General features: G+C 61.3%; 21 protein-coding genes and 1 tRNA gene. 2 read left to right on the forward strand and 20 right to left on the reverse strand.

The features are described from left to right. Position 1: 1 nt before the first annotated feature. From P6U28_RS16200 to P6U28_RS16285, 18 genes are all read right to left on the reverse strand, one after another. Complete coding sequence (locus P6U28_RS16200; RefSeq protein ID WP_407122759.1) at positions 2 to 586, reverse strand: phage head-tail connector protein; 585 nt, start codon at positions 584 to 586, stop codon at positions 2 to 4. Between the two features lie 212 nt (positions 587 to 798). Continuing rightward, entirely contained in the window at positions 799 to 1,065 is a 267-nt protein-coding gene (locus tag P6U28_RS16205) for a hypothetical protein (RefSeq protein WP_407122760.1), read from the reverse strand. A gap of 50 nt (positions 1,066 to 1,115) precedes the next feature. Then, complete coding sequence (locus P6U28_RS16210) at positions 1,116 to 2,396, reverse strand: phage major capsid protein (protein WP_407122761.1); 1,281 nt, start codon at positions 2,394 to 2,396, stop codon at positions 1,116 to 1,118. A gap of 87 nt (positions 2,397 to 2,483) precedes the next feature. Next, entirely contained in the window at positions 2,484 to 3,092 is a 609-nt protein-coding gene (locus tag P6U28_RS16215) for an HK97 family phage prohead protease (protein WP_407122762.1), read from the reverse strand. Further along, positions 3,089 to 4,351 (reverse strand): phage portal protein, encoded by a 1,263-nt coding sequence (locus tag P6U28_RS16220; RefSeq protein WP_407122763.1) that lies wholly within the window; start codon positions 4,349 to 4,351, stop codon positions 3,089 to 3,091. Before P6U28_RS16220 ends, P6U28_RS16215 begins: the two co-directional genes overlap by 4 nt. A 3-nt stretch (positions 4,352 to 4,354) precedes the next feature. Continuing rightward, complete coding sequence (locus P6U28_RS16225) at positions 4,355 to 6,256, reverse strand: terminase large subunit (protein WP_407122764.1); 1,902 nt, start codon at positions 6,254 to 6,256, stop codon at positions 4,355 to 4,357. Then, positions 6,225 to 6,599: a hypothetical protein gene (locus tag P6U28_RS16230; RefSeq protein ID WP_407122766.1), complete on the reverse strand. Its 375-nt coding sequence runs from the start codon at positions 6,597 to 6,599 to the stop codon at positions 6,225 to 6,227. The genes P6U28_RS16225 and P6U28_RS16230 overlap by 32 nt, the downstream gene beginning before the upstream one ends. Positions 6,600 to 7,432: 833 nt before the next feature. After that, complete coding sequence (locus P6U28_RS16235) at positions 7,433 to 8,377, reverse strand: hypothetical protein (RefSeq protein ID WP_407122768.1); 945 nt, start codon at positions 8,375 to 8,377, stop codon at positions 7,433 to 7,435. 534 nt (positions 8,378 to 8,911) lie between these two features. Further along, positions 8,912 to 11,134 carry an AAA family ATPase gene (locus P6U28_RS16240; RefSeq protein ID WP_407122769.1) on the reverse strand — a complete coding sequence of 741 codons (2,223 nt, stop codon included), beginning with the start codon at positions 11,132 to 11,134 and terminating at the stop codon, positions 8,912 to 8,914. Next, the gene (locus P6U28_RS16245; protein ID WP_407122770.1) at positions 11,115 to 11,360 is read right to left on the reverse strand and encodes a hypothetical protein; all 246 of its coding nucleotides are present in this window, start codon (positions 11,358 to 11,360) and stop codon (positions 11,115 to 11,117) included. Before P6U28_RS16245 ends, P6U28_RS16240 begins: the two co-directional genes overlap by 20 nt. Positions 11,361 to 11,436: 76 nt before the next feature. After that, positions 11,437 to 12,075 carry a hypothetical protein gene (locus tag P6U28_RS16250; RefSeq protein ID WP_407122771.1) on the reverse strand — a complete coding sequence of 213 codons (639 nt, stop codon included), beginning with the start codon at positions 12,073 to 12,075 and terminating at the stop codon, positions 11,437 to 11,439. 444 nt (positions 12,076 to 12,519) lie between these two features. After that, positions 12,520 to 12,597 (reverse strand) — tRNA-Pro (locus P6U28_RS16255). A gap of 114 nt (positions 12,598 to 12,711) precedes the next feature. Beyond that, entirely contained in the window at positions 12,712 to 13,290 is a 579-nt protein-coding gene (locus P6U28_RS16260; RefSeq protein WP_122402946.1) for a MerR family transcriptional regulator, read from the reverse strand. 24 nt (positions 13,291 to 13,314) lie between these two features. Then, positions 13,315 to 13,659 (reverse strand): integration host factor subunit alpha, encoded by a 345-nt coding sequence (locus tag P6U28_RS16265; RefSeq protein ID WP_162500246.1) that lies wholly within the window; start codon positions 13,657 to 13,659, stop codon positions 13,315 to 13,317. A gap of 133 nt (positions 13,660 to 13,792) precedes the next feature. Next, a complete protein-coding gene (locus P6U28_RS16270; protein WP_122402945.1) occupies positions 13,793 to 14,773 on the reverse strand; it encodes a beta-ketoacyl-ACP synthase III in 981 nt (326 codons plus the stop codon). Next, the gene (gene plsX, locus P6U28_RS16275) at positions 14,770 to 15,831 is read right to left on the reverse strand and encodes a phosphate acyltransferase PlsX (RefSeq protein ID WP_122402944.1); all 1,062 of its coding nucleotides are present in this window, start codon (positions 15,829 to 15,831) and stop codon (positions 14,770 to 14,772) included. The genes P6U28_RS16270 and plsX overlap by 4 nt, the downstream gene beginning before the upstream one ends. 295 nt (positions 15,832 to 16,126) lie before the next feature. Further along, positions 16,127 to 16,693: a DUF177 domain-containing protein gene (locus tag P6U28_RS16280; protein ID WP_122402943.1), complete on the reverse strand. Its 567-nt coding sequence runs from the start codon at positions 16,691 to 16,693 to the stop codon at positions 16,127 to 16,129. Then, positions 16,690 to 17,241 carry a ubiquinol-cytochrome C chaperone family protein gene (locus P6U28_RS16285; RefSeq protein WP_209295874.1) on the reverse strand — a complete coding sequence of 184 codons (552 nt, stop codon included), beginning with the start codon at positions 17,239 to 17,241 and terminating at the stop codon, positions 16,690 to 16,692. The genes P6U28_RS16280 and P6U28_RS16285 overlap by 4 nt, the downstream gene beginning before the upstream one ends. 98 nt (positions 17,242 to 17,339) lie before the next feature. On the opposite strand from P6U28_RS16285, the gene P6U28_RS16290 reads away from it, so the two are divergent. Together P6U28_RS16290 and P6U28_RS16295 are read left to right on the forward strand one after the other, a co-directional pair. Continuing rightward, positions 17,340 to 17,825 carry an outer membrane protein assembly factor BamE gene (locus P6U28_RS16290; protein ID WP_162500245.1) on the forward strand — a complete coding sequence of 162 codons (486 nt, stop codon included), beginning with the start codon at positions 17,340 to 17,342 and terminating at the stop codon, positions 17,823 to 17,825. A 234-nt stretch (positions 17,826 to 18,059) separates the two neighbouring features. After that, positions 18,060 to 19,046 (forward strand): tripartite tricarboxylate transporter substrate binding protein, encoded by a 987-nt coding sequence (locus tag P6U28_RS16295; RefSeq protein ID WP_122402941.1) that lies wholly within the window; start codon positions 18,060 to 18,062, stop codon positions 19,044 to 19,046. Positions 19,047 to 19,167: 121 nt separating this feature from the next. On the opposite strand, the gene P6U28_RS16300 is transcribed toward P6U28_RS16295, so the two are convergent. Next, positions 19,168 to 21,288, reverse strand: coding sequence for a sodium-translocating pyrophosphatase (locus P6U28_RS16300; protein ID WP_122402940.1), 2,121 nt, complete (start codon positions 21,286 to 21,288; stop codon positions 19,168 to 19,170). 235 nt (positions 21,289 to 21,523) lie between these two features. Then, positions 21,524 to 22,525, reverse strand: coding sequence for a thiamine-phosphate kinase (thiL, locus tag P6U28_RS16305; RefSeq protein WP_122402939.1), 1,002 nt, complete (start codon positions 22,523 to 22,525; stop codon positions 21,524 to 21,526). Positions 22,526 to 22,542 lie beyond the last annotated feature (17 nt).

Below are 22,542 nucleotides of genomic sequence, written 5' to 3' on the forward strand. Positions count from 1 at the left end.
GTCACGCGCCTCGGCGGTAATTCGCCAAAAGGCTATCAACTGTCGACCAGCCAGCGATCCAAAGAGCGCCAGGCACAGCGCGCGCCGCCGCGGCAATGTCAGCCGGCTCGCGGTTAGCGTACATGCCACCTATGAGCAGTAGAATTGCATTCTTTATCGCATCAGGCGCAGCGGCGTATCCGACAACGGCGGTAACCGTGATGCGCGAGCCAATCTGGGTGGCCGGCCACTGCTGAGCGAATTTCAGAACGATCGCAGCCTCTAGACCGTCTGCACGCAACTCGTAAACGTCGGTACTGAGCGTCTGAACTGCACCAGTGGCGTCAATGTATGTCACGCTAGACACCGACTGCACTGGCGCCTCGGGCAGAAACTCAAAATCAGAGAATCTGTCACACTTGAGGATGACGGTCTGCGTTGCGAGCCGCGTATTGCAGTATTTCTCAACGTAACCAGTGGCACCAGCAATCATAAGCTGGACGTCGGTCTCGTCATCGGCCGCGTCGATGCGCAGACGCAGCTTCACCTCATCAATCGTGACGGGCGCTTCAGTAGCGGCAACGGTAACGCTGGCCGGATACCACATGGATTAAACTGCCTTGCGGGGACGACCACGGCGGCGGATTTCAAGAGCTGGCTCGACGGCAATAGCGCGCTCAATTAGCTCGCCAGTAACAGGCACGGCGTACTCAGACGCGATAAGACGCATGGCCTCCTCACCAGAGAAGCGATCGGTTTCGTCGCCGGGTTGAAGGTCGAACCCAGGCCCGGCGACACTTGTGGTCATGCGCAGAAGCATTACGCGGTGATACCGGCCGCCTTAAGCGCCGCGTCAGCAGCCCGGATCCACGTAACGATCGCGTCGGCCTGAGCCTGCGAGTATCCGTAGGGGCTGGTGTTCGTTGCGGCAGTGGCAGCAGGAGGCGTCAAAGCTGCCGCCTGCGTGCCGCTGTTCGGCACGATCTGACCACCCGTCTCAATCTTGATCTTGCCGCCGTTGGCAATGACGAGAGTGTTGCCACCATCCGTCTCGTACACCTTGGTGGTGTAGGTATTATCAGCCATCAAACTCTCCTCAGAAGGATGGGGCGGCGATTAGGCCGCCCCATATTAGGCTACGGCTGAACGAGATACTTGACAGCAGCGGTGTCGAGCAGCTCACCGTCAAACCGGATCAGTCCGGCAATGCCGAGATCCGGCCAGAACCGCTCGCGAAGAACGCCAATGACAGGTGCGCCAACCTTGCGCACCCAATACTTGCCGAAGTCGCCGAACAGCACGGTCTTATTGCCGGTGGCAATGGTCGCCATAGCCTGGTTGATGCTGTAATTGTAACCAAGCAACGTACCGGGGACACCGGCCTTCACGTCGCCCATGGTCCAGATGTACTTGCCGTCGCCGTCCTTCAGCTTGCGGAGGGCCGCCAGCGTCAGGTCGTTAAACATGAAGCGGACCTTCGGCGACTGGCGATAGGCCGGATCGATCGCGTGGACCAAGTCAATAATTTCGTCGTAGACGATAGCGGTGGCCGATGCAGCGGTCTTGCCGGCGCTAGCGGCAGTCACGATGCCATTCGGCGCCGAGGAACCGGTGCCGGTCGTGAGCTGTGAGTTCGACAGGCGGCCGAGGCGCTCGCCAAGCAAATCGGCAAGCAGAGCTTCCATGTTGAAGATAGAATCCTGCGCCAGCTGCCAGGAGAACTTAACAAACTTCGTATTGAAGTCGTAAGCCTCAAGCTGCTTCTGGGCGAAGACCGCATCAGCCGAACCGTCGTCGGTAAGAGCGGTGCCTTCCGTGCCCTGCACACCGGTTTTCGACGTGTCGTCAACAGTCGGAATCGGCAGTGGATTGCCGGACGAAGTGTTCATCTCGCTGACGATGGAGCCGTCATACATCGGACCCCACATCTTCATCGACCGAACGAGCATGTCCTGCAGCTCGGTAGGAACGGTATAACCGCCGGCCGAGTTGGTGCCGCCAGTCTGGATACGCTTTTCCATGTCCTGAACAACGCCAGCACGCAGAACGGCGCGCTCTTCCGGCCCAAGCACAGTGATGTCAGCGCCGCCAGCAAGAAATTTAAAGAACACCTGGCGATACTCAGGTTTATCGCCCTCTTCCGCGCCGCGGCCTTCATCCTCGCCACCGGAAATCGGACGCTTGGCCTTGCGAGCAGCCGCTGCACGCTCCTCGGCAGCCTTCTCGGCCGCAGCAACGCGCTCTTCGCGCTCGATCTGCTTCTCGACCTTGTCGAACTCGGCCATAATGTCGTCATGACGTTTTTCGAGTTCGGCCGTGCGCGACTCGTCGGTGTTCTTGCCAACTTCATCAAGCGCTGCGCGAGCCTGCGTCAACAGCGTGCCGCGCTTTTCCTGGAGTTCAGTAAGGGTAGGCATGTAAATGTATCCTCAATTAAAATGCCGCTCTGCGGCTGTGACAAATGGCAGGACGTCGTGCGTCCGCCCTCCGGCTGCGCCGGGTGACTACGGTGCGTCCTGCCGGATGCCCCGAATTCGCTGTTCAAACCTCGCGCGCTTCTCCGCGATGCGCTTCTTGGCAGCAGCGTCATTGGCGGCACGCTTTTCCAATTCCTTGCGCGCCGCCTCTAGTGAGCGCGCTGCGAGGGTAGTGTCCGGATAGGCCGGGACCGCCGTAGCGGTCACTTCGTAGAGCTCGGCCTCAAGAACCGTGCGCTTGGGGATTTCCCCAGTGTCATCCCATTCCTGCTTTGTGGCCCGGAAACCAAAGCTCATTCCTGTAACATCGCCACGCTCGACCAACTCCCAAAGGTCGTTGCCATCCGTGGTGTTCGGTACGTCGATCTCAACCTTCAGGCCGCGATCATCTTCGCTGAGGCGCAGGGTTTTGGATTTCGTCCTGCCGATTACACGAGCGTAATCGTGCGCAACCAAAGCCAGCACGTCACCACCGATGGCCGTTGAGAACGCGCCAGGCGCAATTCGCTCAATAAAATAATCGCCGATCGTGGTGTCGCTGTTGAATACAGCGGCGTAGCCGACAAGCGTCCGCTTATCATCAGTGGCCCGCGCCTCTACGCCAAGCCGGCCGTAACGCCGCTCAATCTCAGTCATGCTGCTTTGGGTTCCTTGGGAGCATTGCCCGCGACCGAGCCTTGCTTGTTGTCATTCGTCGGCGTTGGCACGACAGGCTGTGTGCCTAGCGGCACAGTGGCGCCCTGAATTAGAAGCTTGTCAGCCTCGCTGCCCTTCGCAGGCAGGTTCTCCAGCGCGCGCACTTCGTCTGGCGTGCGAATAGCGTTCTGGATTGCGGTCGCATAACCGGTCATCCGGCTGGCGAAGTCGCCACGAAGTAGTCCATCAAGATTGTGCTCGACATAGCGGTTGTTGTTGCCGCGGCCAAACAGCTTCAGGTTAAGCTCGCCCTCAAACGCCTCCGACCACTGGCCGATTAGGTGTTTGACCAAATGGAGGTCCTGCTGCTCAGCGTTGCTGAACGTCGCCCGCGTCAGGTCCTGCAGGAACACCGGAGGCAATTGATACGCTCGCGCGATTTCCTCGATCTGGAACCGCCGCGCATCGGTCATCTGACCCTTCTCAGGATCAAACCCGACTGGCTTCAGTTCATAGCCGGAGGGAACAGGAAAAACAGCGTCGTTCTTTGACTTGGCCGCATCAATGGCGCGCTTGATGTCTGCCTGCGCGCGCTTGATGGCCTCGGCGCCAGCCGGCAATGGACCAACCAGGGCCAATGGAGGGACGCCACCGCCAGCAAAGAAGTTGCTGGCATAATCGTTCATAGCAAGGGCGAGTTGAATGGCCTTAGAAGCAAGAACGATCGGGCCGTAGTGCCGAACACCACATGGGCGCAGCATAAACGGCAGGTCGATAATGTCCTCTGACGGATAGTCCTTGCCGTCAAAACTATAGACTAGCTTCAGCCCCGAGCGACGAATGGTCGTCTTGTAGGGGTTCATCGGCCAAATAGCCTCGATCCCCTGAGGAGCACGCTCAATCCACGCTAGCCCGCGGCCACCCGTAAAGACTTGCTGCCAAAAATACTGCCGAAACTTGAAGCTATCCATTTCGTCGTTCGGCGCGTCATGGATAACAGACTCAAGTTTGCCGCTGACCTTCTTCGGCCCGTCCTTCGTGTCTCGATACGCATGAAGTGGCAGAGCAGCCATCGTGCGAGAGAGAAAAGCAACCGCAGCAGCAACAGCAGGCACAGTAAGTGCACTATCGACCGTGACATGCGGCAGATTCGCTTGGTTTAAGCCAAAAAACGCCAGAAAATCCGGAGAACTAACCGGAATCGTCGGGTTTTGGATGTTTCTGGCCTCGCTTTTATTCGCCCTGTCAAAAGGCCACATCAATTAAGCGCCAATCTGTGCGAGCGAGAAGCTCGGATCATCCCATGGAGAAGCTACGCGACCACCGTCTCCAGCCCCGTCAACTGCGGCACCGACCGCCATGCAGAGCGCTACAGCAGCGTCAATGCGCCTGTGGGACTTGTCTTTGACGAGGTACTTGTTGCCGAGCGGATCTGGCGTGCTGAATGTCGCCGCCATAAGTGCGGTCATGAGAACCGGGCTGCTGCGCAGCCTAATGCGCCCATCAATTATGAGCGATTCCAGTTCGCGAATTGAGCCCGGCATCCACAAACCACCAGGCTCTGGAAGTCCTTCGGCCCTCGCCTTCTCAACGAGCTCTTCGCTGGGCTTGTTACGCCGGTTTCCACCCTGAGGGTGGTCTCGGTAAGTCAGCTCCAAGCCAATCTTGCCGCACTCTTCCTGAAACTCGGCGAAAGCGTAGTTATCGTAAGCGACGGCCTTGATATCAAACTTCTTACTGGCCTGCTGCACATCGTACGCAACGTAATCGTATCGAATGCGCTCGCCGGGAATAGCGTGAAGGTACCCGTCCTTCACCCACTGCAGGTATGGCGCCTTATCCTCGGCCGCGCGCTGCCTCAACGTATCCGCCGGGGTGAATGGCTCAACCCAGGCATCAAACGTCGGAGCCAAGAAAACGCTGCCGTCAGGCCGCTTGACCTCTTTGTGGCCGGTTGGCGTCACATACGCCACCGCAGTCATATCCTTGTGCGAAGAAAGGTCGACCCCAAGAAAAACTGGCTTGCCCTTATGCTGCTCCAGATCAAAGTCAGTCATTACGGACTCGACCGTCTTGCGCGGCATCCAGGCCGTATGGGCATCTGTCCATACGCAAAAGTAAAGTCTGAGCACGCCAGGCGCGTCGCTCGGAAAGTTCTTTGCGAACGCAACCTGCGACGCGATGTATTCCTTGCTGACCGTGATACCCAACAACGGGTTGGTCTTAATCCAGCAGGACGGATCCTCTAGCGGGTCATCGTCCTTGTCGAGCGCGCAGACATAAGAGAAATATTCGTCCGAACCGTCCCATGTTTCGCCGACGTACTCGTAAACTTCGTCTGGCGTCTGGGTGCCTGCTGCCACATTGCAGGCCATCTCATGCTCTTTCCAACACACTGACAGCCGATCACTGCCAGAGTTGGTAATCATCACCAGAAGCGGCTGCCTGCGGAACTTAAAACCCGCCTCCAGCATACGCATAATCTCGGGCCCGGGATGCTCGTGCACCTCATCGCAGAGCGCGAAATGAGGCCGCAAACCCGAACCGGTCTTGCCGGCTTCGCGAGACATCGGCCGAAAGAACGACTGCGACCTGTGATGCGCGATATTGTATTCCCGCGCGAACCCGCCGCTGAACTTCACACGACGCGCCAAATCCGGAGACTGCCGGACCATCTTGCAAGCGTCGCGGAATAGAATGCCAGCCTGGTCTTTGGTGGCCGCCGCAGCATATATTTGCGCGCCGGCCTCGCTATCCGCGATCAGACCATACAGCCCAATGCCACCGACCAAAGGCGACTTACCGCACCCCTTGCCGGCCTCAATGTAGGCCCGCCGAAACCGCCTGGTACCGTCTGCTCGCTTCCATCCGAACAACGAACCGAGAATGAATACCTGCATCGGCTGCAGGACGAATGGCTGATTATCAAATTGGCCTTCGCTGAGCTTCAGCTTCTCTTCAAAGAAGCGGAATACCCGAGCAGCTGCATCATCATCCCAAAATATTCCACGCTTGGCAGCGTGGGCCAGATCGCTGAAATGACGACGGCAGGCATTTCGTACATGAGGGCCAGCGACAACAATTCCATCAAGTACCGCCTGTGCGTAAGCCGAAACCCGAGCTAGCGCCGGGTTAGTCGAGGAGATCGTCTTCTTCCTCGTCATTATCGGGCAACGTTACCTTGCTTGCATCGGACGGTGTGGCGCCCATCGATCCAAGGCATTGCCGCAACAGATTGAGGGTCTGGACGCCGCACTCCTCGCCGGCCATAAGCCTGGCTCTAATGATCGTTGCGATCTCGACAACGCCACGATGCGACGCGTTGAGCCACGGAATTTCTCGTTGGAATGTCCGCCAGGCCAACCGCTGTTCGCCGCCCATCCACTCGGGTGGATCGCCAAGCTCGGCGTCTGTGTGCGGCTCTTTTCGGTTCTTAAAGCGACCAGCGTTTATCTTGTCGCGCGCTTCAAGCTTCGCCTTGGCCTTCGGAATTCGCGGCCTAGCCACGATTTAGACCCAACATTTGAATTGCAGATGCGTGTGAAACGGGGGGCCGCCGGTAGTTATTTGCGAACGTAAGCAAGTTTCAATACACCCCCGCACAGGGCAATTTTATTGCTATACCATGGAGATATCGAAATAAAGTTGCCGATGTGTGACGCACATTGTTATATTATTGCTTTGGCATGTGGTATACATTAAACCGGCCACCCATTGTGGCCAAACGTCACCACCACCTGCCCCAAGTCCTCGCGCTGGCCTTCGCTATCGTGGTGCGGCTTACACAAGGACTCGAATGGGCCTGACCAGAACCGCTCTACATCGCCCTTATGGCCACCGTGAGCATGGTGCACAACGGTAGCCACCTCAACCACATCCATTGCCAGACATCGTTGACACAGTGGCTGCTCGGCCAGCTGCGCCTCTCTAAGCCTGCGCCACCGAGCCGTGCTGTAAAGCTTGCGGTACTCAGCGGCTTGGGCAGAGCGCTGGTCGGTCACACCACCAATGTTTGCTCATCACTGGGAACAAACACTAAACGCCAACCGGCTTGCTCAAGTGCATCAATGATATCCTCCGCTGCGCTGTCCGGGTCATCATGGTCCCATAGCTCCTCAGCGATAACGTCGACTGGCTTGCGAGCGTGGAGCATGGCGCCGGGAAGATAATGCTGCTGTGCTAACGCGCAGCAGCAGGGAATTGAGTGGCGAGCGAAGCGTGCTGAGCGGCCTCTCAAATGGCACAATGCCTCAAATTACTTCATGCCGACGTGACGTAGCTCGCCAAAGGGATTTTTGCCCCTCACTCAACCAAGGTCCCGAGACGCCATTTAGGCGGCATCAGGCCGCAACTTTTTTCAATTCCTCTATCTCTTTGTCCACAGCCCTGGCGGCCCATTCCTCACCACCCTTGTTGTCGTTGTGCCCATGAGCCACCGCGATCTCACGCAACGTCATGCCAGCAAGTGCCATTTCAAGCTTATCGCCGATCTTGACCGCATTGGCGTCCATGGTCGCAATCATTGTCATCTCGGCCGCGTCTGGCGCACCAACAAACGATCCTTCCGTAGCAGTGCCACCGGAATCTGGCTTACCAGCCAGGAAGTCGACCTTCCAGGCAATGCCTACCTTGCGGCGCGCAATCGTCGCAAAAGGGTTGGCGTCGGCGCATTGTTCCAACGTGCGCCCGCCATCTACGCCAAGCGCAACAATCTCCTCCCTGAGCTTTGATGGCACCGCAAATCCTGCCATGGCTGCGGCCGGCCGGTCGAACAACTCGCCAAGGCTTGGATATCGCGTGTCTGGTGCCATGGATGGCGGGATAGTACCAGCGCCCCGCAATGACATGAGCCACGAGCCGTGCGCACTGTTGTTCGCGGATAGCTCGCGCGATGTCTTGCGCCTGCCGCCCTTCGGCTGCCTATACCCCTCGCGCGGCCTTAGCCAAAGTTCTTTGCCCTCCTTGTTTATTGCTGGCGTACCGTCTTCGGCCGCTACGCGATATTCAATCAGCCTACCCTTGTCGTTGAACCGCAGCCCGATCTCGCCATTTGGATCAGGCTTGCCGTCCTTAACACGAATGCTGGCGCGGCGGATTTCCTCCTCGGTAGGCCGCATTATCAATTCGCTATCGACGCCCATGCCATCCGGTGGCGGCAGGTTGTCGTTAGCAACGGCGTTACGGGCGACGACTAGCCTAGCCAGGAACGCGGCGTCATCCTTGCGGCCGAGGCGGGCAAGGCGGGCGAATAGCCGCCCGGTATTTGTTTTGGTCGTAGCGTTCACCAGGTCTCCTCTGGTCTTCGTGTGGGGAAATTCCGGTTGCGCACCGGTGGGCGTACGCAGGTATGTCGCCCCCGTGCTGGCGGCGGGGCGCTGCTGTGGGCGCGCGCCGTAAATCCTGTCGCGAGGAAATCGGCCCCACGACTAAACGGATCAATAACTTGCTAGCGAAAACAGCTGGGAAGGAAATCACCTAGATTCTAGTGTAGATAGGTGCGCCGACTTGCTAAACGCCAGCCACAAACAAATCTGGTGGCACGCGCCGAAAAGCAGCGGTCGCTACACTATATCGGGTGCTGGTAAAGCCAACTGCATTCAGCGGGTGATCCATCTCGCCAGACATTCGCGACCGGAAGGATTAGAGTTCTGAGTTTCAGGAAAAATGTGCGCGAGTGCTCTAGCTCTAAACTACTAACAGTCGCGCACAGCACGAGGTGTGCGAGTCCCCCTAAGGGTGGTACTCGCGCACTCGCGCAAGTGCAAAAACGGAAAATACTCGCGCACTCGCGCAGGTACTCGCGCAGATACTCGCGCAGGTCATTCCGGCCTCGGGCGGACCACATTTGCCTTGTGGCGGCGGTGGTCCTCCTCCTGCTTGACCACCAAGGTTCCGTCTGCAATCAAACCCCCAATGATCTTCGCGGCCTGATCGCGGCCATCCTTGCTCTCTCGGTTGAGGCCAAGTGCGTCCATCACGTGAAACCCAGCCCAGCTGCTGGAGTTTCTCGCGAATGCGGAAGTTTGGTTCTTCAGCCTCACCAGGATCTTCTCCAGTTGTTCGGCCGTTACCTCGCTGGCGGCCTTCTCCGCCGTCGCCTCCTTTGAAGGAAACTTCCATGGTGTGACCACACCGACGTGGTCCTGTGGCTTGCTGATGCCGTCGCCGTTGCCAAGGCCCACGCCTTCAAGACGACGCCACTCCAAGCGAGAATCCTGCTTTGTCATGTTGGCCTTGGCGATGGCTATGTGAAAGTGCTCAGCAACGTCCCGCTCGGGCACTCCAGCGAGATTGGCCTGCTCCCTTGACATCCTGTTGAGAACCCGCACGCTACGAGCAGCGCCGATCAACGACCCGGCGCCGCGAACGTCATCGATCGTTGCCTCCTCGCCATTTAGCTTGCGCGTGTGTGCAACGAGATCGACTGAGCAGTTGGCTCTGTCCGCTATTTTGGCCCATAGCTTGGCGACCCTGTCGATCGCGCCGTTATCATTTTCGTTCACCTGGTGGGTGGACACGAACGGATCGACAATCATAACGTCGATTTCGTTGTCCTTGATCTGCTTAACCACAGCCTCAACAACAGGTTCGTTAATTTTGATTCCGGCCTTCCTGTCCTCAATCAAGACAACAAGCTCACGCTCCCGCCCAACGTCAAGGAACAGCCTATCGCCGATATCTTCCACGGTGAGCTTGTAGTGTAGGCGCGCGGCCTCGATGCGCCGGACCATTTCGTCGCGCGGGTCCTCACCATTAAACAGCCATGCCCGGAGCCGTCTCGGAAGCAGCCCGCCTTCCGGAGACAGAAGCGGCTTGCTCGAAACCATGGAAAGAGCCTCAACGATGCTGTTGGACGTCTTGCCCAAGCCGCCTGGGCTGACGGTCACCGAGACATATTTGCGAATGTAATGGTTTCCGAATAGCCACTCGCGACGCGGGATTGTCGATGGGTCGGCAGGGACGTATGGCGTAGCAATGAACACCACCTCTTTGGTGGTGACGTCGGCTCCGCCTTCCCCATCCGTATCAGCGCCAGCTTCGTTGTCGTTCGCGCCCTTCAGCCCACCAGCCAGCTTCGCCGCTGCCTCGCGCTTCTCTTCGCGCCTTGCAACCTCCTTCCCCCACACCCGCTCGAAGTCGGTACGCGCGCGTTGCTCGTTGGCATAGCGGTCGAGCCAGTTGCCCTTAGCCGCCAAGAACAACGCCGCGGCCTCTTCCGCCCCATGCCCGTCGAAGTTCAACTGCTCGATGACAGCCCTTGCATGCTTTGATCGGTCGTCAACGTCGTTGGCAGCCAGTAGAGCGGCTGCCTTCTCGGACACCGTGACACCATCAACTTCAGGCAACTCGCCGAGCTCAACAGGTTTCGCCTCGCGCTCGGGTGCAACCGCCCACGGCGCCAGAGCCGCGCGGAACTCGTCAACGCTGACCAAGTCGCCGTGCCATTCTTGCGCATAATGCACTGACGCGGGCTCAGGCGACCGTCCGCGCTTCAGCTTCGCAGCGTTAGGCCAATTCTTCGTTCCGGGAATGCGCCAGATATGTGCGATATCCTTCGTGCCACTGTCTGAACTTGTCGCGCGCTGCAGAGCAGCGGCCAGCGGGTTAGCCTCCTCTGGAGTCAGTGGCTTGTCGAACAGCCACGCAGGCTGTTGGTTACCCGGAGACGTTTCGAGGACGTAGCTGGGTGGGCACGGCAGTTCTCCCGTTTTGCCGGTGTCGTGGTCCATGTCGGCGACCAGACCAAGCACAGCAATAACGTCATCCTTCCCGCCGCGCTCGCCGCGACCGAGACCTCTACGCATGACTTGCAAGCCAACATAGACGTTGGTGCCAGTCGTATCTTGGTGGGCGGCGATGGCGGCAACCATGCCAACGACGTCGCCGATCCTGTGGTGCGTTACGGTTCCCTTGCCCTTGTCAGCCACGTTGTAGGCAGAAACCCCGAGCACGCCGTCAATGCCTTTGGCCAGACCGTGCAGCATTTCGCAGTGAGCGCGGACGGAATCGGTAAAAGTAGGCTCACGAAGTGAGGCGTTCATTCTGCGACAATCCTGCTACAGTCAGTTGAGCAATCTGGTTGGCTACATCGCGGTCGAACGCACATGTGCGCCCACGTTCATTTTCGGGACCGAATGCGCGGAACGAACCGTCGTCGGAGCGCGACACCCGGACGCCATAGATTCTGACGCCTGGCGATGGTTCTATATCGACGTGCGCAATAGCGCCCGCACCCGGTCGCGCCGGGCGCAGCCCGATAATTTTCATCTCGAAGACTCTTGGTGGTTGGATCAGTGGTTGCACCCGGCAAAGGGCCAGTCGTGCGGGAGAAAGCGCCGGCTACCTACGTGGCAGCCGAACGCTTTTCTCGTGACGCCTTCCGCACCGCGCGATCAACGATCGCGATGACGCTGTCGCTGTCGCTTGCGCTGTCTTGTTGACACTGCACAGCATTGCCCGCTCGCGCCCAGGCGCGACGAATGGCGTCATCGTATCCCTCGCTGCCGGCTCCGGAGTCTCCATCATGCTGACCAGTAATGCGGTTACGATACGAGAGGACACCGTGGCAAAACCCCAAGCCGCCGCCGTCGTGCACGATGGCCTCGCCCCAGCCGTGCCCACCATCGGGACCGCAGTACTCTCCGAGCCATCCGAATGCGGGGCAGCCCCAATTCTTGACCTCCCACAGCGGCTCCGCGCCGACGATCAGGATATCGGTTTCATTACCAGCGTGAATGGCCCCGCGCGAAACTCGACCAAACAGTGCTTCATCGGCCTGGCGAATATCGATTACCTCGACAAGGACGCGCTGCCTGACACCTCGCAGAACGAGGTCGGCCGTCCATCGCTCGAAGTCCGAGCGCACATATATCCACCTCCACCCCATCAAATCGAAGAATGCGGCCCACCTGGCCTCTAAGGGCGAACGGAAATTGATCTCGGCATCGGTGGGTGTGCGGTTGAACGAGCCCGAGGCGATCATGCCGCCTCCACGCTTTGTTTGTTGTCGTTGCCCGCGGTGCACGTCCGCGCCCAACGATCCAGTTCATCAGTACTGTAAACGACTGCCTTGCCGAAACGCATAAAGGCGGGACCGTTAGTCCCGTAGCAGCGTGCCTTATCCAAAAAAGATTTCGAGACTCCGAGGTAGTCGGCCGCTTCCTGTGCTCTAACGTTCGCCAATGATTGCCTCCGTGTGTTGGCGTTGGAGGCAAATGGATATCAAATCAATTTAGAACAAATAGGGTACAAACCGTCATTGCAATCGATTTGAAACAGAACGTTACTTGCAACCGAGCTTTGCCGCACCGGCACTTAGCAGAGGCACTTGGATCCATAAGTCTCCAGCCGCCCGCCCTTTGGCTACATAGTGGCTATAAATTTTATAGCCACCCCTTTTGACTTCCGGCTAAGTCTTTGATTTTGTTGGTCGGAGCGAGAGGATTTGAACCTCCGACCCCTAGTCTCCCAGACTAGTGCGCTAACCGGGCTGCGCCACGCTCCGAATGTCGTTCCATTAGCTAGGATCGCCGCTTTGCGCAAGGCGACGTCACACCATTTTGGTGTATCCGCCCAAACCGTCCCGGAACTGCCCGCAAAGCCGGCGGGAAGCAGCTCTTCACCCGTCCTTCAGCGCCTGATCCAGCATCTCCTTGGCTGCGACGAGATCGGCAAGTGCCCGACCCAAGCGCTCCCGGTCCACCGCGCTGGGGCCGGCGGGTGCGGCGGCGGCGCCGCCCTTGCGGAAGGTGGTGAGGATCTCCTCGTCGTCGATCTCGGTGAAGCGGAAGTCGATGCCTTCCTCCTCATCGCCCTGGAAGTCGTCATCGTCGGTGTCGGTGATGCCCTTGATGGGCGCCTCGTCCTCGGGCTCCATCAGGCTCTGCCCGATGGCGTCCTCGATGGCTCCGAACGAGACTGCTGCCGCGCTGTCGGCGAGGCCCTGCACCGATTTGACGCCGTGCTCTTTCAGGATCCGCTGCACCCCGCGGATGGTGTAGCCCTCGCCGTAGAGCAGCCGGCGGATGCCCTTCAGCAGGTCGACATCGTCGGGGCGGTAATAGCGGCGTCCGCCGCTGCGCTTCATCGGCTTGATCTGGGAGAAGCGGGTCTCCCAGAACCGCAGCACGTGCTGCGGAATGTCGAGTTCCTGCGCTACTTCGCTGATGGTTCGGAACGCATCCGGCGCCTTGTCCAAATGCCAGTCCTTTCCGAAAGGCGGTTACGCCTCTTCCTGTTGTGCCTTGGTGGCGTCGCCGTTGGTGCGGTGCTGGGCATTGATCCGCTGCTTCAGGATCGCCGAGGGCTTGAACACCATGACGCGGCGCGGCGAGATCGGCACCTCGGTGCCAGTCTTCGGGTTACGGCCGATACGCTGACCCTTCTTGCGCACCATGAAGGAACCGAACGATGACAATTTCACCGTCTCACCCTTCTCCAGGCAGTCGGTGATCTCCTTCAGCACGAGTTCCACGAAGGCGGACGACTCCGTGCGCGACAGACCTACCTTCTGGTAGACGGCTTCGCAAAGATCAACTCGCGTTACGGTTTTGCTGGTCTCGGTCATCGCCCTGCCCCACCTCACGGCGAACAATTGTTGTCTGAAATTATGAGGTTACGATACGACGGTCAACAGCGCTCATCAATGCCGACGCATTCATAATCGGCGCTGATTCCGGCAAAATTTTATCTGATGTGGCTTACCAGCGCACCAGCGCGGAACCCCAGGTGAAGCCGCCGCCCATGGCTTCCAGCAGGACCAGATCGCCCTTCTTGATGCGGCCGTCCTTGCGAGCCACCGACAGCGCCAGCGGGATCGAAGCCGCCGAGGTGTTGCCGTGGCGGTCCACCGTCAGCACCACCTTCTCCGGCGCGATATGCAGCTTGTGCGCGGAGGCATCGATGATCCGCTTGTTGGCCTGGTGCGGCACGAACCAGTCGATGCTGTCGGCATTGAGCCCGGTCGCGTTGAAGGCATCGACGATGACATCGGTGATCATGCCGACCGCATGCTTGAAGACCTCGCGGCCTTCCATGCGCAGATGGCCGACGGTCTGGGTCGAGGACGGCCCGCCGTCGACGAACAGCTTGGCCTTGTGGCGGCCGTCGGAGCGCAAGTGAGTGGTCAGGACGCCGCGATCGGTCGCGGCATTGCCCGGCTGCTCCTGCGCTTCCAGCACCACGGCGCCGGCGCCGTCGCCGAACAGCACGCAGGTGCCGCGATCGTTCCAGTCGAGGATGCGCGAGAAGGTCTCCGCACCGATCACCAGCGCGCGCTTGTAGGCGCCGGTACGCAGGAAGTTGTCGGCGGTAGCGAGCGCGAATACGAAGCCCGAGCACACCGCCTGGAGATCGAAGGCCGCGCCATGGTTGATGCCGAGCCCGTGCTGCACGGCGACCGCCGTCGCGGGGAAGGTGTTGTCCGGCGTCGAGGTCGCGAGCACGATGAGCTCGATCGATTGCGCGTCCACGCCGCCATCAGTGAGCGCGGCCTGGGCCGCCTTGATCGCGAGGTGCGAGGTGAACTCGCCCTCGGCCGCGATGTGCCGCTCGCGAATGCCGGTGCGCTGGACGATCCACTCGTCGGAGGTGTCGATACGCGCCGCCAACTGGGCGTTGGTCACCACCTGCTCCGGCAAGTAAGAGCCGCAGCCGAGCACGACCGAACGAATTTGAGTCACGAAACAGCCTCCTGCGCGGCCTGCACGGAACTGAGTGCACCACCCTCGCGGTTGAGCATCTGATTGATCTTGTTCAGGAGATCGTAGTGAGCCATCTCATAGCCAACATCGATCGCATAGGCAAAGCCTTCGGCGTTGGTTCCGCCATGGCTCTTGACCACCACCCCGTTCAGTCCCAGCAGCACGCCGCCATTGGACTTGTTGGGGTCCATCTTGTCGCGGAGGACCTGGAAGGCGCTGCGGGCGAACACATAGCCGAGCTTGGAGAGCCAGCTCCGCCGCATCTCGTTACGGAGCAATTCCGCCATCTGCCGCGCGGTTCCCTCGGCGGCCTTGAGCGCGATGTTGCCGCTGAAACCTTCAGTGACGATCACGTCGGCCAGCCCCTTGCCGATGCCGTCGCCCTCGACGAAGCCGATATAGTCGAGCTCCGGCAGGTTCCTCGCCCGCAGGATCTCGCTGGCCTCGCGGATCTCCTCGTGGCCCTTGATCTCCTCGGCGCCGATATTGAGCAGCCCGACCGTCGGCCGCGTCTTGTTGAACAGCACGCTCGCCTTGGCCGCGCCCATCACCGCCATCGAGACCAGGTGGTGGGCATCGCCGCCGAGGGTGGCGCCGAGGTCGAGCACGACGGATTCGCCGCGCATGGTCGGCCAGATCGCGGAGATGGCCGGCCGGTCGATGCCCGGCAGCGTCCGCAGATGGAAGCGCGCCATCGCCATCAGCGCGCCGGTATTGCCGGCGGAGATCGCGACATCCACCTCGCCCTTCTTGACCGCATCGATCGCGAGCCACATCGAGGAGGTCTTGCGGCCGCGCCGCAGCGCCTGGCTCGGCTTGTCCTCCATGCTGACGGCGACGTCGGTATGGACAATCTTGGAGGCGGCTTTCAGCTTCGGGTGCTTATCGAGCTCGGGCTCGATCCTGGCGCGGTCGCCGACCAGCAGAAACTCGGTATCGCGATGCCTGCCCAGCGAGATGGCGGCGCCCGGAATGACCACGGCGGGGCCGACATCGCCTCCCATGGCGTCCAGCGCGATGCGAACCTTGCTTGGCATAAAAGTCCTGGAAACCTGGTCTGGTGCGGTCTGTGCTAGCGGGGCCGCAAAATGGGTTCGCCACGGACATGGCGATCGGCCAAGCGCCACGCCGCACCCGGACCGGGGCGCGACAATAGCGTTTTGTGCCCCCGAAACAACCTCTTGCCCCCAGCCTTTTGCATTCGGGACGATCCGGCCGCGAACACCGTATTTCGCAGGAAACGCATTGAAATCAGAAAGATAAGAGGTTCTTTCAAACCATCAAGGCAAATGGCTCGGGTCCGATCGCAAGGCGGCCGCAAGCGCAAATGCCCTACTGGCCCTTCTTCTTGTCCTGCAGTGCCTTCAGCGCCGCGAAGGGATGGTCCTCGGGATCGGGCGCGGTGACCTCCGTCTCGAACACGGCCCCCTCCTTGCGCGGATAGGGATCGATCGCCAGGAACAGGGCATCGGTGGCGAGGCGGCCGAGGTCGATGATGCCGCCAGCGATCGGCTCGGGCGGGTCGGCGACCTCAGACGGCGCGCCATCCTGTCCCTCCTCGATCAGGTCGGCCAGGCGGCGCGCCTCGGCTTCGGGGGCGAACATCAGGTCCACCTCCTCCTCGATCTCGCTCTCGATCGGATCGAGCGTGACGACGCAGGTCTGGCCGATCCGGCCGCGAACGAGCCCCGTGACCTGGACCCGCCCGCCGCTTTTCGGCACGACATCGAAGCTGGCATGGGCGGACAGGATCTCGCGGAGGCCTGCGACCTCCGCCATGGCCCGTCGCTCGGCCGCCGAGGCCTCCAGCTCGCGATGCAGCCCGGCGTCGGGGATCTGCGCAACGATGACGGGCGCCCGCCAGGGATCGGGCTCGGATCCGGCATTCGGTCGGCTCATGGCGTGACATCCTCAGGGAGTGCTGGAGGAAACTTGAAGGCGGCGCGCAGCAGCGCAGCCTCCTCGGTCCGGCCAAGATCGGCCTCACTGGCCCGCGCATAGGCCGCAAGCCGCTGCGCCTGGTCGAAGCCGGTCCCATTCAAGATATTCTTGCAGATCGCCGATGCCAGCGCCTCGCCGCCGGCCTCCATGGCCTGGTCATAGGCCTGGACGCGGCCGTAGAAGGCCTCGCCGAAGGCCCGCATCCGCTTCGGCACGGTCTGATCGCCCACCCCCATCTCGCGCAGATTGTCATCCATATCCTCGCAGAAGCGGTCGAACAGCGCCTGGGACAGGTCGGTGGCGCCCTGGGCCGTGCGCAGGCGGCGCAGCAGCAGCCAGAGATGCAGCAGCAACAGGTCGAAACGCCCGTTAACCGTATCGGGCACGCCCAAGTCGCGGTAAAATATGGGTTCTCGCGCCTGCGTCACGATCATGCCATAGATGGCTTCAATGGTGTCCGATGGGGTTCGCCGGGGTTTCCTGAAGTGATTGAACGGCCAAAGCATTGTGGTTTCCGCAAGCGGGCGCGCGCGTGTTGCATTCAGACGCCCAGCCCGGTACTTCAGCGCCTCGCGCGACGCAAGGGGACGGAATCAGTTCCACTATGACGACAACGAACGAGACCAGCCTGCGCGCGGACAAGCGGCGCGGCCTTCACGCATGCTGGCACGGCTTGCGCATGCTCGCGGCTACGGCCGTGGTCGGCCTGGCCCTTGCGGGCTGCACCGGTGAACAGTTCCAGAAGGGCTACATCCTGCCGCCCGGCGCGCTCGAGCAGATTCCGATCGGTGCGAGCCAGGACCAGGTGCTGATCGTGATGGGCACGCCCTCCACCGTCGCGACCCTCGACGGTGAAGTGTTCTATTACATCTCGCAGCGCTCGGAGCGCCCGGTCGCCTTCATGAACCAGAGGGTGGTCGATCAGCGCGTGATCGCGATCTATTTCGACAAGAACCGGCGCGTGCGCCGGCTTGCGAATTACGGCCTCCAGGACGGCAAGATCTTCGACTTCATCAGCCGCACCACGCCGACCTCGGGTCAGGAGATGAGCTACCTCGCTCCGCTGTTCAAGCTGCTCAGCTTCAACTGAGGCTTCGCGATATTTTCGAGCGAGGTGGATATCGGTTCGCGTCATCGTGCGCGCACCAATTCCGCTGCAAGGTAAATGGCTCGATCTCTGCGGCTTCGTGCCACCCTCCGCGCGGCGCTTGCCGTCGCGCGCGACTTGCGGCCGCACGAGCGGTTCCGTACCGTCCCAGCAAAGCAAGAAGCAGGGAGCGGATTCGTGCCCAATAAAACTCAGAACACATTTCAGAACACTTTCTTGTCCCGCCGTCGCGTGCTCGCCGGCGCTGCCGGCCTTTCGGCCGCAGCGATCCTGCCGCGATCGAGCCTCGCCGACTGGAAGCCCACCGAAAACGTCCGCCTCATCGTGCCGGCTGCGGCCGGCGGCTCGACCGACGTGATGGGCCGGCTCCTTGCAGCACATCTGCAAACCGCCTGGGGCCAGTCGGCGGTCGTGGAAAACCGCTCCGGCGGCGGCGGCACGATCGGCACGGCTGAGGCCGTGCGCGCCAAGCCGGATGGACACACCATCCTGATCGGCAACCCGGGGCCGAACGCGATCGCCTACAGCATCTTCAAGAACCTCACCTACAAGCCGGACCAGCTGCAGCCGGTGTCGAACATGATCCGGATCCCGAACATCGTCTCGGCGCATCCGAAGACCGGCATCAAGTCGGTCCCCGAGCTGATCGCGTACCTGAAGGCCAATCCGGACAAGCTCAGCTACGCCTCCTCCGGCGTCGGCCAGAGCCCCCACCTCACCGGCGCCTGGTTCCTCCAGCTCACCGGCCTGAAGATGACACACATCCCATTCCGCGGCGCCGGACCCGCGCTGCAAGCGGCGCTCGCCGGCGACATCCAGATCCTGTTCGACAATCTCTATCCGAGCCTGCCTCAGGTGCAGAACGGCACGCTCAACGGCCTCTGCGTCACCACGACCGAGCGCAGCGACCTCGCGCCGAACCTGCCGACCATGCGCGAGAGCGCGCCGGAATTGGCGAACTTCGACGTCTCGTCCTGGTTCTCCGTGTTCCTGCCGAAGGGGGTCTCACCCGAGGTGCTCAACGCGCTCAATCTCCAGGTCAAGGCGATGCTGGAGCGCGACGACATCAAGAAGCAGATCGCCGCGATGGGCGCCCGCGCCGACTACGGCACCCCGCAGCAGTTCGCCGCCTTCGTGGAGGCCGAGACGAAGAAGTTCGCCGGCATCATCCAGAAGGAAGGCCTGCAGATGGATGTGCAATAGCGTTCACGCGAGCGCTGCTGCCTCCTTCGTCATTGCGCAATGACGAGGTGAGAGCATCCAACCCATCAAACAAAACCCCGCGGCTCGCGCCGCGGGGTTTCGTCTTTCCGGCTTCCGCCGCTCAGTGCGCCAAAATCGCCAGCAGCAGCAAGGCGACGATGTTGGTGATCTTGATCATCGGGTTCACCGCAGGTCCCGCCGTGTCCTTGTAGGGATCGCCGACGGTGTCGCCGGTCACCGCCGACTTGTGGGCATCAGAGCCCTTGCCGCCGAAATGACCGTCCTCGATGTACTTCTTGGCGTTGTCCCACGCGCCGCCGCCCGAGGTCATGGAGATCGCGACGAACAGGCCCGTCACGATCACGCCGAGCAGCATGGCGCCGACGGCGGAGAACGCGGCCGACTTGCCGGCCGCGCCGCCGCCCGCGATCGCATAGATCACGAAGTAGACGACGATCGGCGACAGCACCGGCAGCAGCGAGGGGATGATCATCTCCTTGATCGCAGCGCGGGTGAGGAGGTCAACCGCCTTGCCGTAGTCCGGCTTGTCGGTGCCCTGCATGATGCCCGGCTTCTCGCGGAACTGACGGCGCACCTCCTCGACGATCGCGCCGGCCGCACGGCCGACTGCGGTCATGCCCAGCGCGCCGAACAGATACGGCAACAGGCCGCCGAACAAGAGGCCCACGACCACATAGGGGTTGTTGAGCGAGAAGTCCGGATTGACGCCGGCGAAGTAGGCGTGCTGCGCGCTGTCCGCTACGAAGAACTTGAGGTCCTGGTTGTAGGCCGCGAACAGCACGAGGGCACCGAGACCGGCGGAGCCGATCGCGTAACCCTTGGTCACTGCCTTGGTGGTGTTGCCGACCGCATCGAGCGCGTCGGTCGACTTGCGCACCTCCTTCGGCAGGCCCGCCATTTCTGCGATGCCACCGGCATTGTCGGTGACGGGGCCGAAGGCGTCGAGCGCGACGATCATGCCGGCCAGTGCCAGCATGGTGGCAGTCGCGATCGCGATGCCGAACAGGCCGGCGAGGCTATAGGTGACGAGGATACCGGCGATGATCACGATCGCGGGCAGCGCGGTCGCTTCCATCGAGACGGCGAGACCCTGGATCACGTTGGTGCCATGGCCGGTGACCGAGGCCTGCGCAATCGACTTCACCGGACGGTAGTCGGTGCCGGTGTAGTATTCGGTGATCCAGATGATCAGCGCGGTAACGACGAGGCCGACCACGCCGCACTCGAACAGCGCCATGCCCGTGTAATCGACGCCCTCGAGCTTGCCGAAGCCGATCAGGTAGTAGATCACCAGCGCGATGCCGATCAGCGACAGGATGCCGGTCGCGATCAGGCCCTTGTAGAGCGCGCCCATGATCGACTGGCTCGGCCCGAGCTTGACGAAGAAGGTGCCGATGATCGAGGTGATGATGCAGATGCCGCCGATCGCGAGCGGCAGCGTCATCATGTTGGCGAGGATCGGCGTCTTGGCGAAGAAGATCGCCGCCAGGACCATGGTGGCGACCGCGGTCACCGCATAGGTCTCGAACAGGTCGGCGGCCATGCCGGCGCAGTCGCCGACATTGTCGCCGACGTTGTCGGCGATGGTCGCCGGGTTGCGCGGATCGTCCTCGGGAATGCCGGCCTCGACCTTACCGACGAGGTCGCCGCCGACGTCAGCACCCTTGGTGAAGATGCCGCCGCCGAGACGGGCGAAGATCGAGATCAGCGAGGCACCGAAGCCGAGCGCCACCATGGCGTCGACGACGGTGCGGCTATCGGGCGCGAGCTTCAGCGAGTGGACCAGGAAGCCGAAATAGAGGGTCACGCCCAACAGCGCGAGACCGGCAACCAGAAGTCCGGTGATGGCGCCCGCCTTGAAGGCGAGCTCGAGGCCGCCGGCAAGCGACGTCGTCGCAGCCTGGGCGGTGCGCACATTGGCGCGGACCGAGACGTTCATGCCGATGAAGCCGGCCGCTCCCGACAGGACCGCGCCGATGGCAAAACCGATCGCGACATAGACCCCGAGGAAATAGGCAAGGAGCACGAAGATGACGATGCCGACGAGACCGATCGTGGTGTACTGGCGCCGCAGATACGCCTGTGCGCCTTCGCGCACTGCGCCCGCGATCTCCTGCATGCGCGGCGACCCCGCATCCGCGCCCAACACCGAAGACGTCGCCCAAATCGCGTAGACGACGGAAAGCACTCCGCAGAGCACTATCAACCATAATGCTGTCATGTGATTTTTGCCTCAGATCCTTGATGTACCCCCGGCGCCTTTTGTTGTCCGTCGTGCGGTGCGGCGCCTTGATTTTGAACAAAGCCGCCCCCTTGCCCTGAGGGGCGGCTCCAGTCGGTTGCGAGCTTGCCAAAATCAAATTGAGGGTGCAACGCCGGATAAGGCCGAAATCGCCGATCTCGGCAGGTATTTAGGACCAAGTGCTGCGAACTAAGATGCCGGTTTGGCGCAATTCCTAGAAGTGGCTGTAGGACAGCCGCGTCAAGAGCAGTTCCTGGCCCTGCCCGTCCAGGAAGCGCGGCCGCTCGTGCCCCTCCACGATCGTACCGATCGCGGTCACGGCAACGCCCATGGCTTGCCCCGCCGCAATCAGCGCGTCGCTTTGCGCGGGCGGAACGGTGCACAGCACCTCGTAGTCATCGCCCCCCGCGAGCAGCGTCTCGACGCGAACGACGTTGCCGGCGAGCAGGCCGGCTGCCGCGGCCGAGAGTGGCACGCTTGTCACATCGACCGAAGCCGAAACCTCGGACGCTGCACAGAGTTTGGTCAGGTCACCAGCGAGGCCGTCGGAAACGTCCATCGCGGCGGTCGCATGATCGCGCACCGCTCGCGCCAGCACGTTGCGCGGCTGCGGCACCCGATAGCGTGAGATGAGAAAATCCCGTGCAGCGGGATCGGATGTCAGCGCGCCGGCAGCGGCGCCGCCTCTGAGCACGTCCAGGCCAAGCGCGGCATCGCCGATCGTCCCTGTCACCAGGATGCGGTCGCCCGGCCTTGCGCCGGTACGGCCGATCATCCGCCCCCGAGGCACACGGCCGAAGGCTGTGATCGAGATCATCTGCGGACCCGGCGTCGACACCGTGTCGCCGCCGAGCAGAGGACAAGCGAAATTCTTTGCGTCCTCGCCCAGCGCGTCCGCAAAAGGACGGAGCCAGGCATCCTCCTTGCTGCGCAATGCCAGCGTCAGCACGAAACCTGCCGGCAACGCGCCCTTGGCGGCGAGATCGGACAGGTTCACCCGCAGCGCCTTGCGCGCGATGGTGTCAGGCGGATCGCTGGCAAGATAATGCACGCCCTCGACGACGGCGTCGGTGGTGACGACGATGTCCTCGCCGGATGAGGGCAGCACCGCAGCGTCATCGACCAGCCCGAACGCGCCGGGGTCAGTCGCCAGCGGCTTGAAATAGCGCGCGATGAGGGAGTCTTCGCCGGAAGCTTTGTTCTTGTCCTGCGTCACGATAGCAGACCCGTCAT

Origin of the sequence: Bradyrhizobium sp. STM 3561 (assembly GCF_045571455.1) — a bacterium.
Lineage (GTDB): Bacteria > Pseudomonadota > Alphaproteobacteria > Rhizobiales > Xanthobacteraceae > Bradyrhizobium > Bradyrhizobium vignae.

Excerpts from the sequence above, each read along its gene's own strand:
- P6U28_RS16200 (WP_407122759.1), bottom strand. The coding sequence starts at position 586 with ATGTGGTATCCGGCCAGCGTTACCGTTGCCGCTACTGAAGCGCCCGTC.
- P6U28_RS16205 (WP_407122760.1), bottom strand. The coding sequence starts at position 1,065 with ATGGCTGATAATACCTACACCACCAAGGTGTACGAGACGGATGGTGGC.
- P6U28_RS16210 (WP_407122761.1), bottom strand. The coding sequence starts at position 2,396 with ATGCCTACCCTTACTGAACTCCAGGAAAAGCGCGGCACGCTGTTGACG.
- P6U28_RS16215 (WP_407122762.1), bottom strand. The coding sequence starts at position 3,092 with ATGACTGAGATTGAGCGGCGTTACGGCCGGCTTGGCGTAGAGGCGCGG.
- P6U28_RS16220 (WP_407122763.1), bottom strand. The coding sequence starts at position 4,351 with ATGTGGCCTTTTGACAGGGCGAATAAAAGCGAGGCCAGAAACATCCAA.
- P6U28_RS16225 (WP_407122764.1), bottom strand. The coding sequence starts at position 6,256 with ATGACGAGGAAGAAGACGATCTCCTCGACTAACCCGGCGCTAGCTCGG.
- P6U28_RS16240 (WP_407122769.1), bottom strand. The coding sequence starts at position 11,134 with ATGAACGCCTCACTTCGTGAGCCTACTTTTACCGATTCCGTCCGCGCT.
- P6U28_RS16245 (WP_407122770.1), bottom strand. The coding sequence starts at position 11,360 with ATGAAAATTATCGGGCTGCGCCCGGCGCGACCGGGTGCGGGCGCTATT.
- P6U28_RS16250 (WP_407122771.1), bottom strand. The coding sequence starts at position 12,075 with ATGATCGCCTCGGGCTCGTTCAACCGCACACCCACCGATGCCGAGATC.
- P6U28_RS16265 (WP_162500246.1), bottom strand. The coding sequence starts at position 13,659 with ATGACCGAGACCAGCAAAACCGTAACGCGAGTTGATCTTTGCGAAGCC.
- plsX (WP_122402944.1), bottom strand. The coding sequence starts at position 15,831 with ATGCCAAGCAAGGTTCGCATCGCGCTGGACGCCATGGGAGGCGATGTC.
- P6U28_RS16280 (WP_122402943.1), bottom strand. The coding sequence starts at position 16,693 with ATGAGCCGACCGAATGCCGGATCCGAGCCCGATCCCTGGCGGGCGCCC.
- P6U28_RS16285 (WP_209295874.1), bottom strand. The coding sequence starts at position 17,241 with ATGCTTTGGCCGTTCAATCACTTCAGGAAACCCCGGCGAACCCCATCG.
- P6U28_RS16290 (WP_162500245.1), top strand. The coding sequence starts at position 17,340 with ATGACGACAACGAACGAGACCAGCCTGCGCGCGGACAAGCGGCGCGGC.
- P6U28_RS16300 (WP_122402940.1), bottom strand. The coding sequence starts at position 21,288 with ATGACAGCATTATGGTTGATAGTGCTCTGCGGAGTGCTTTCCGTCGTC.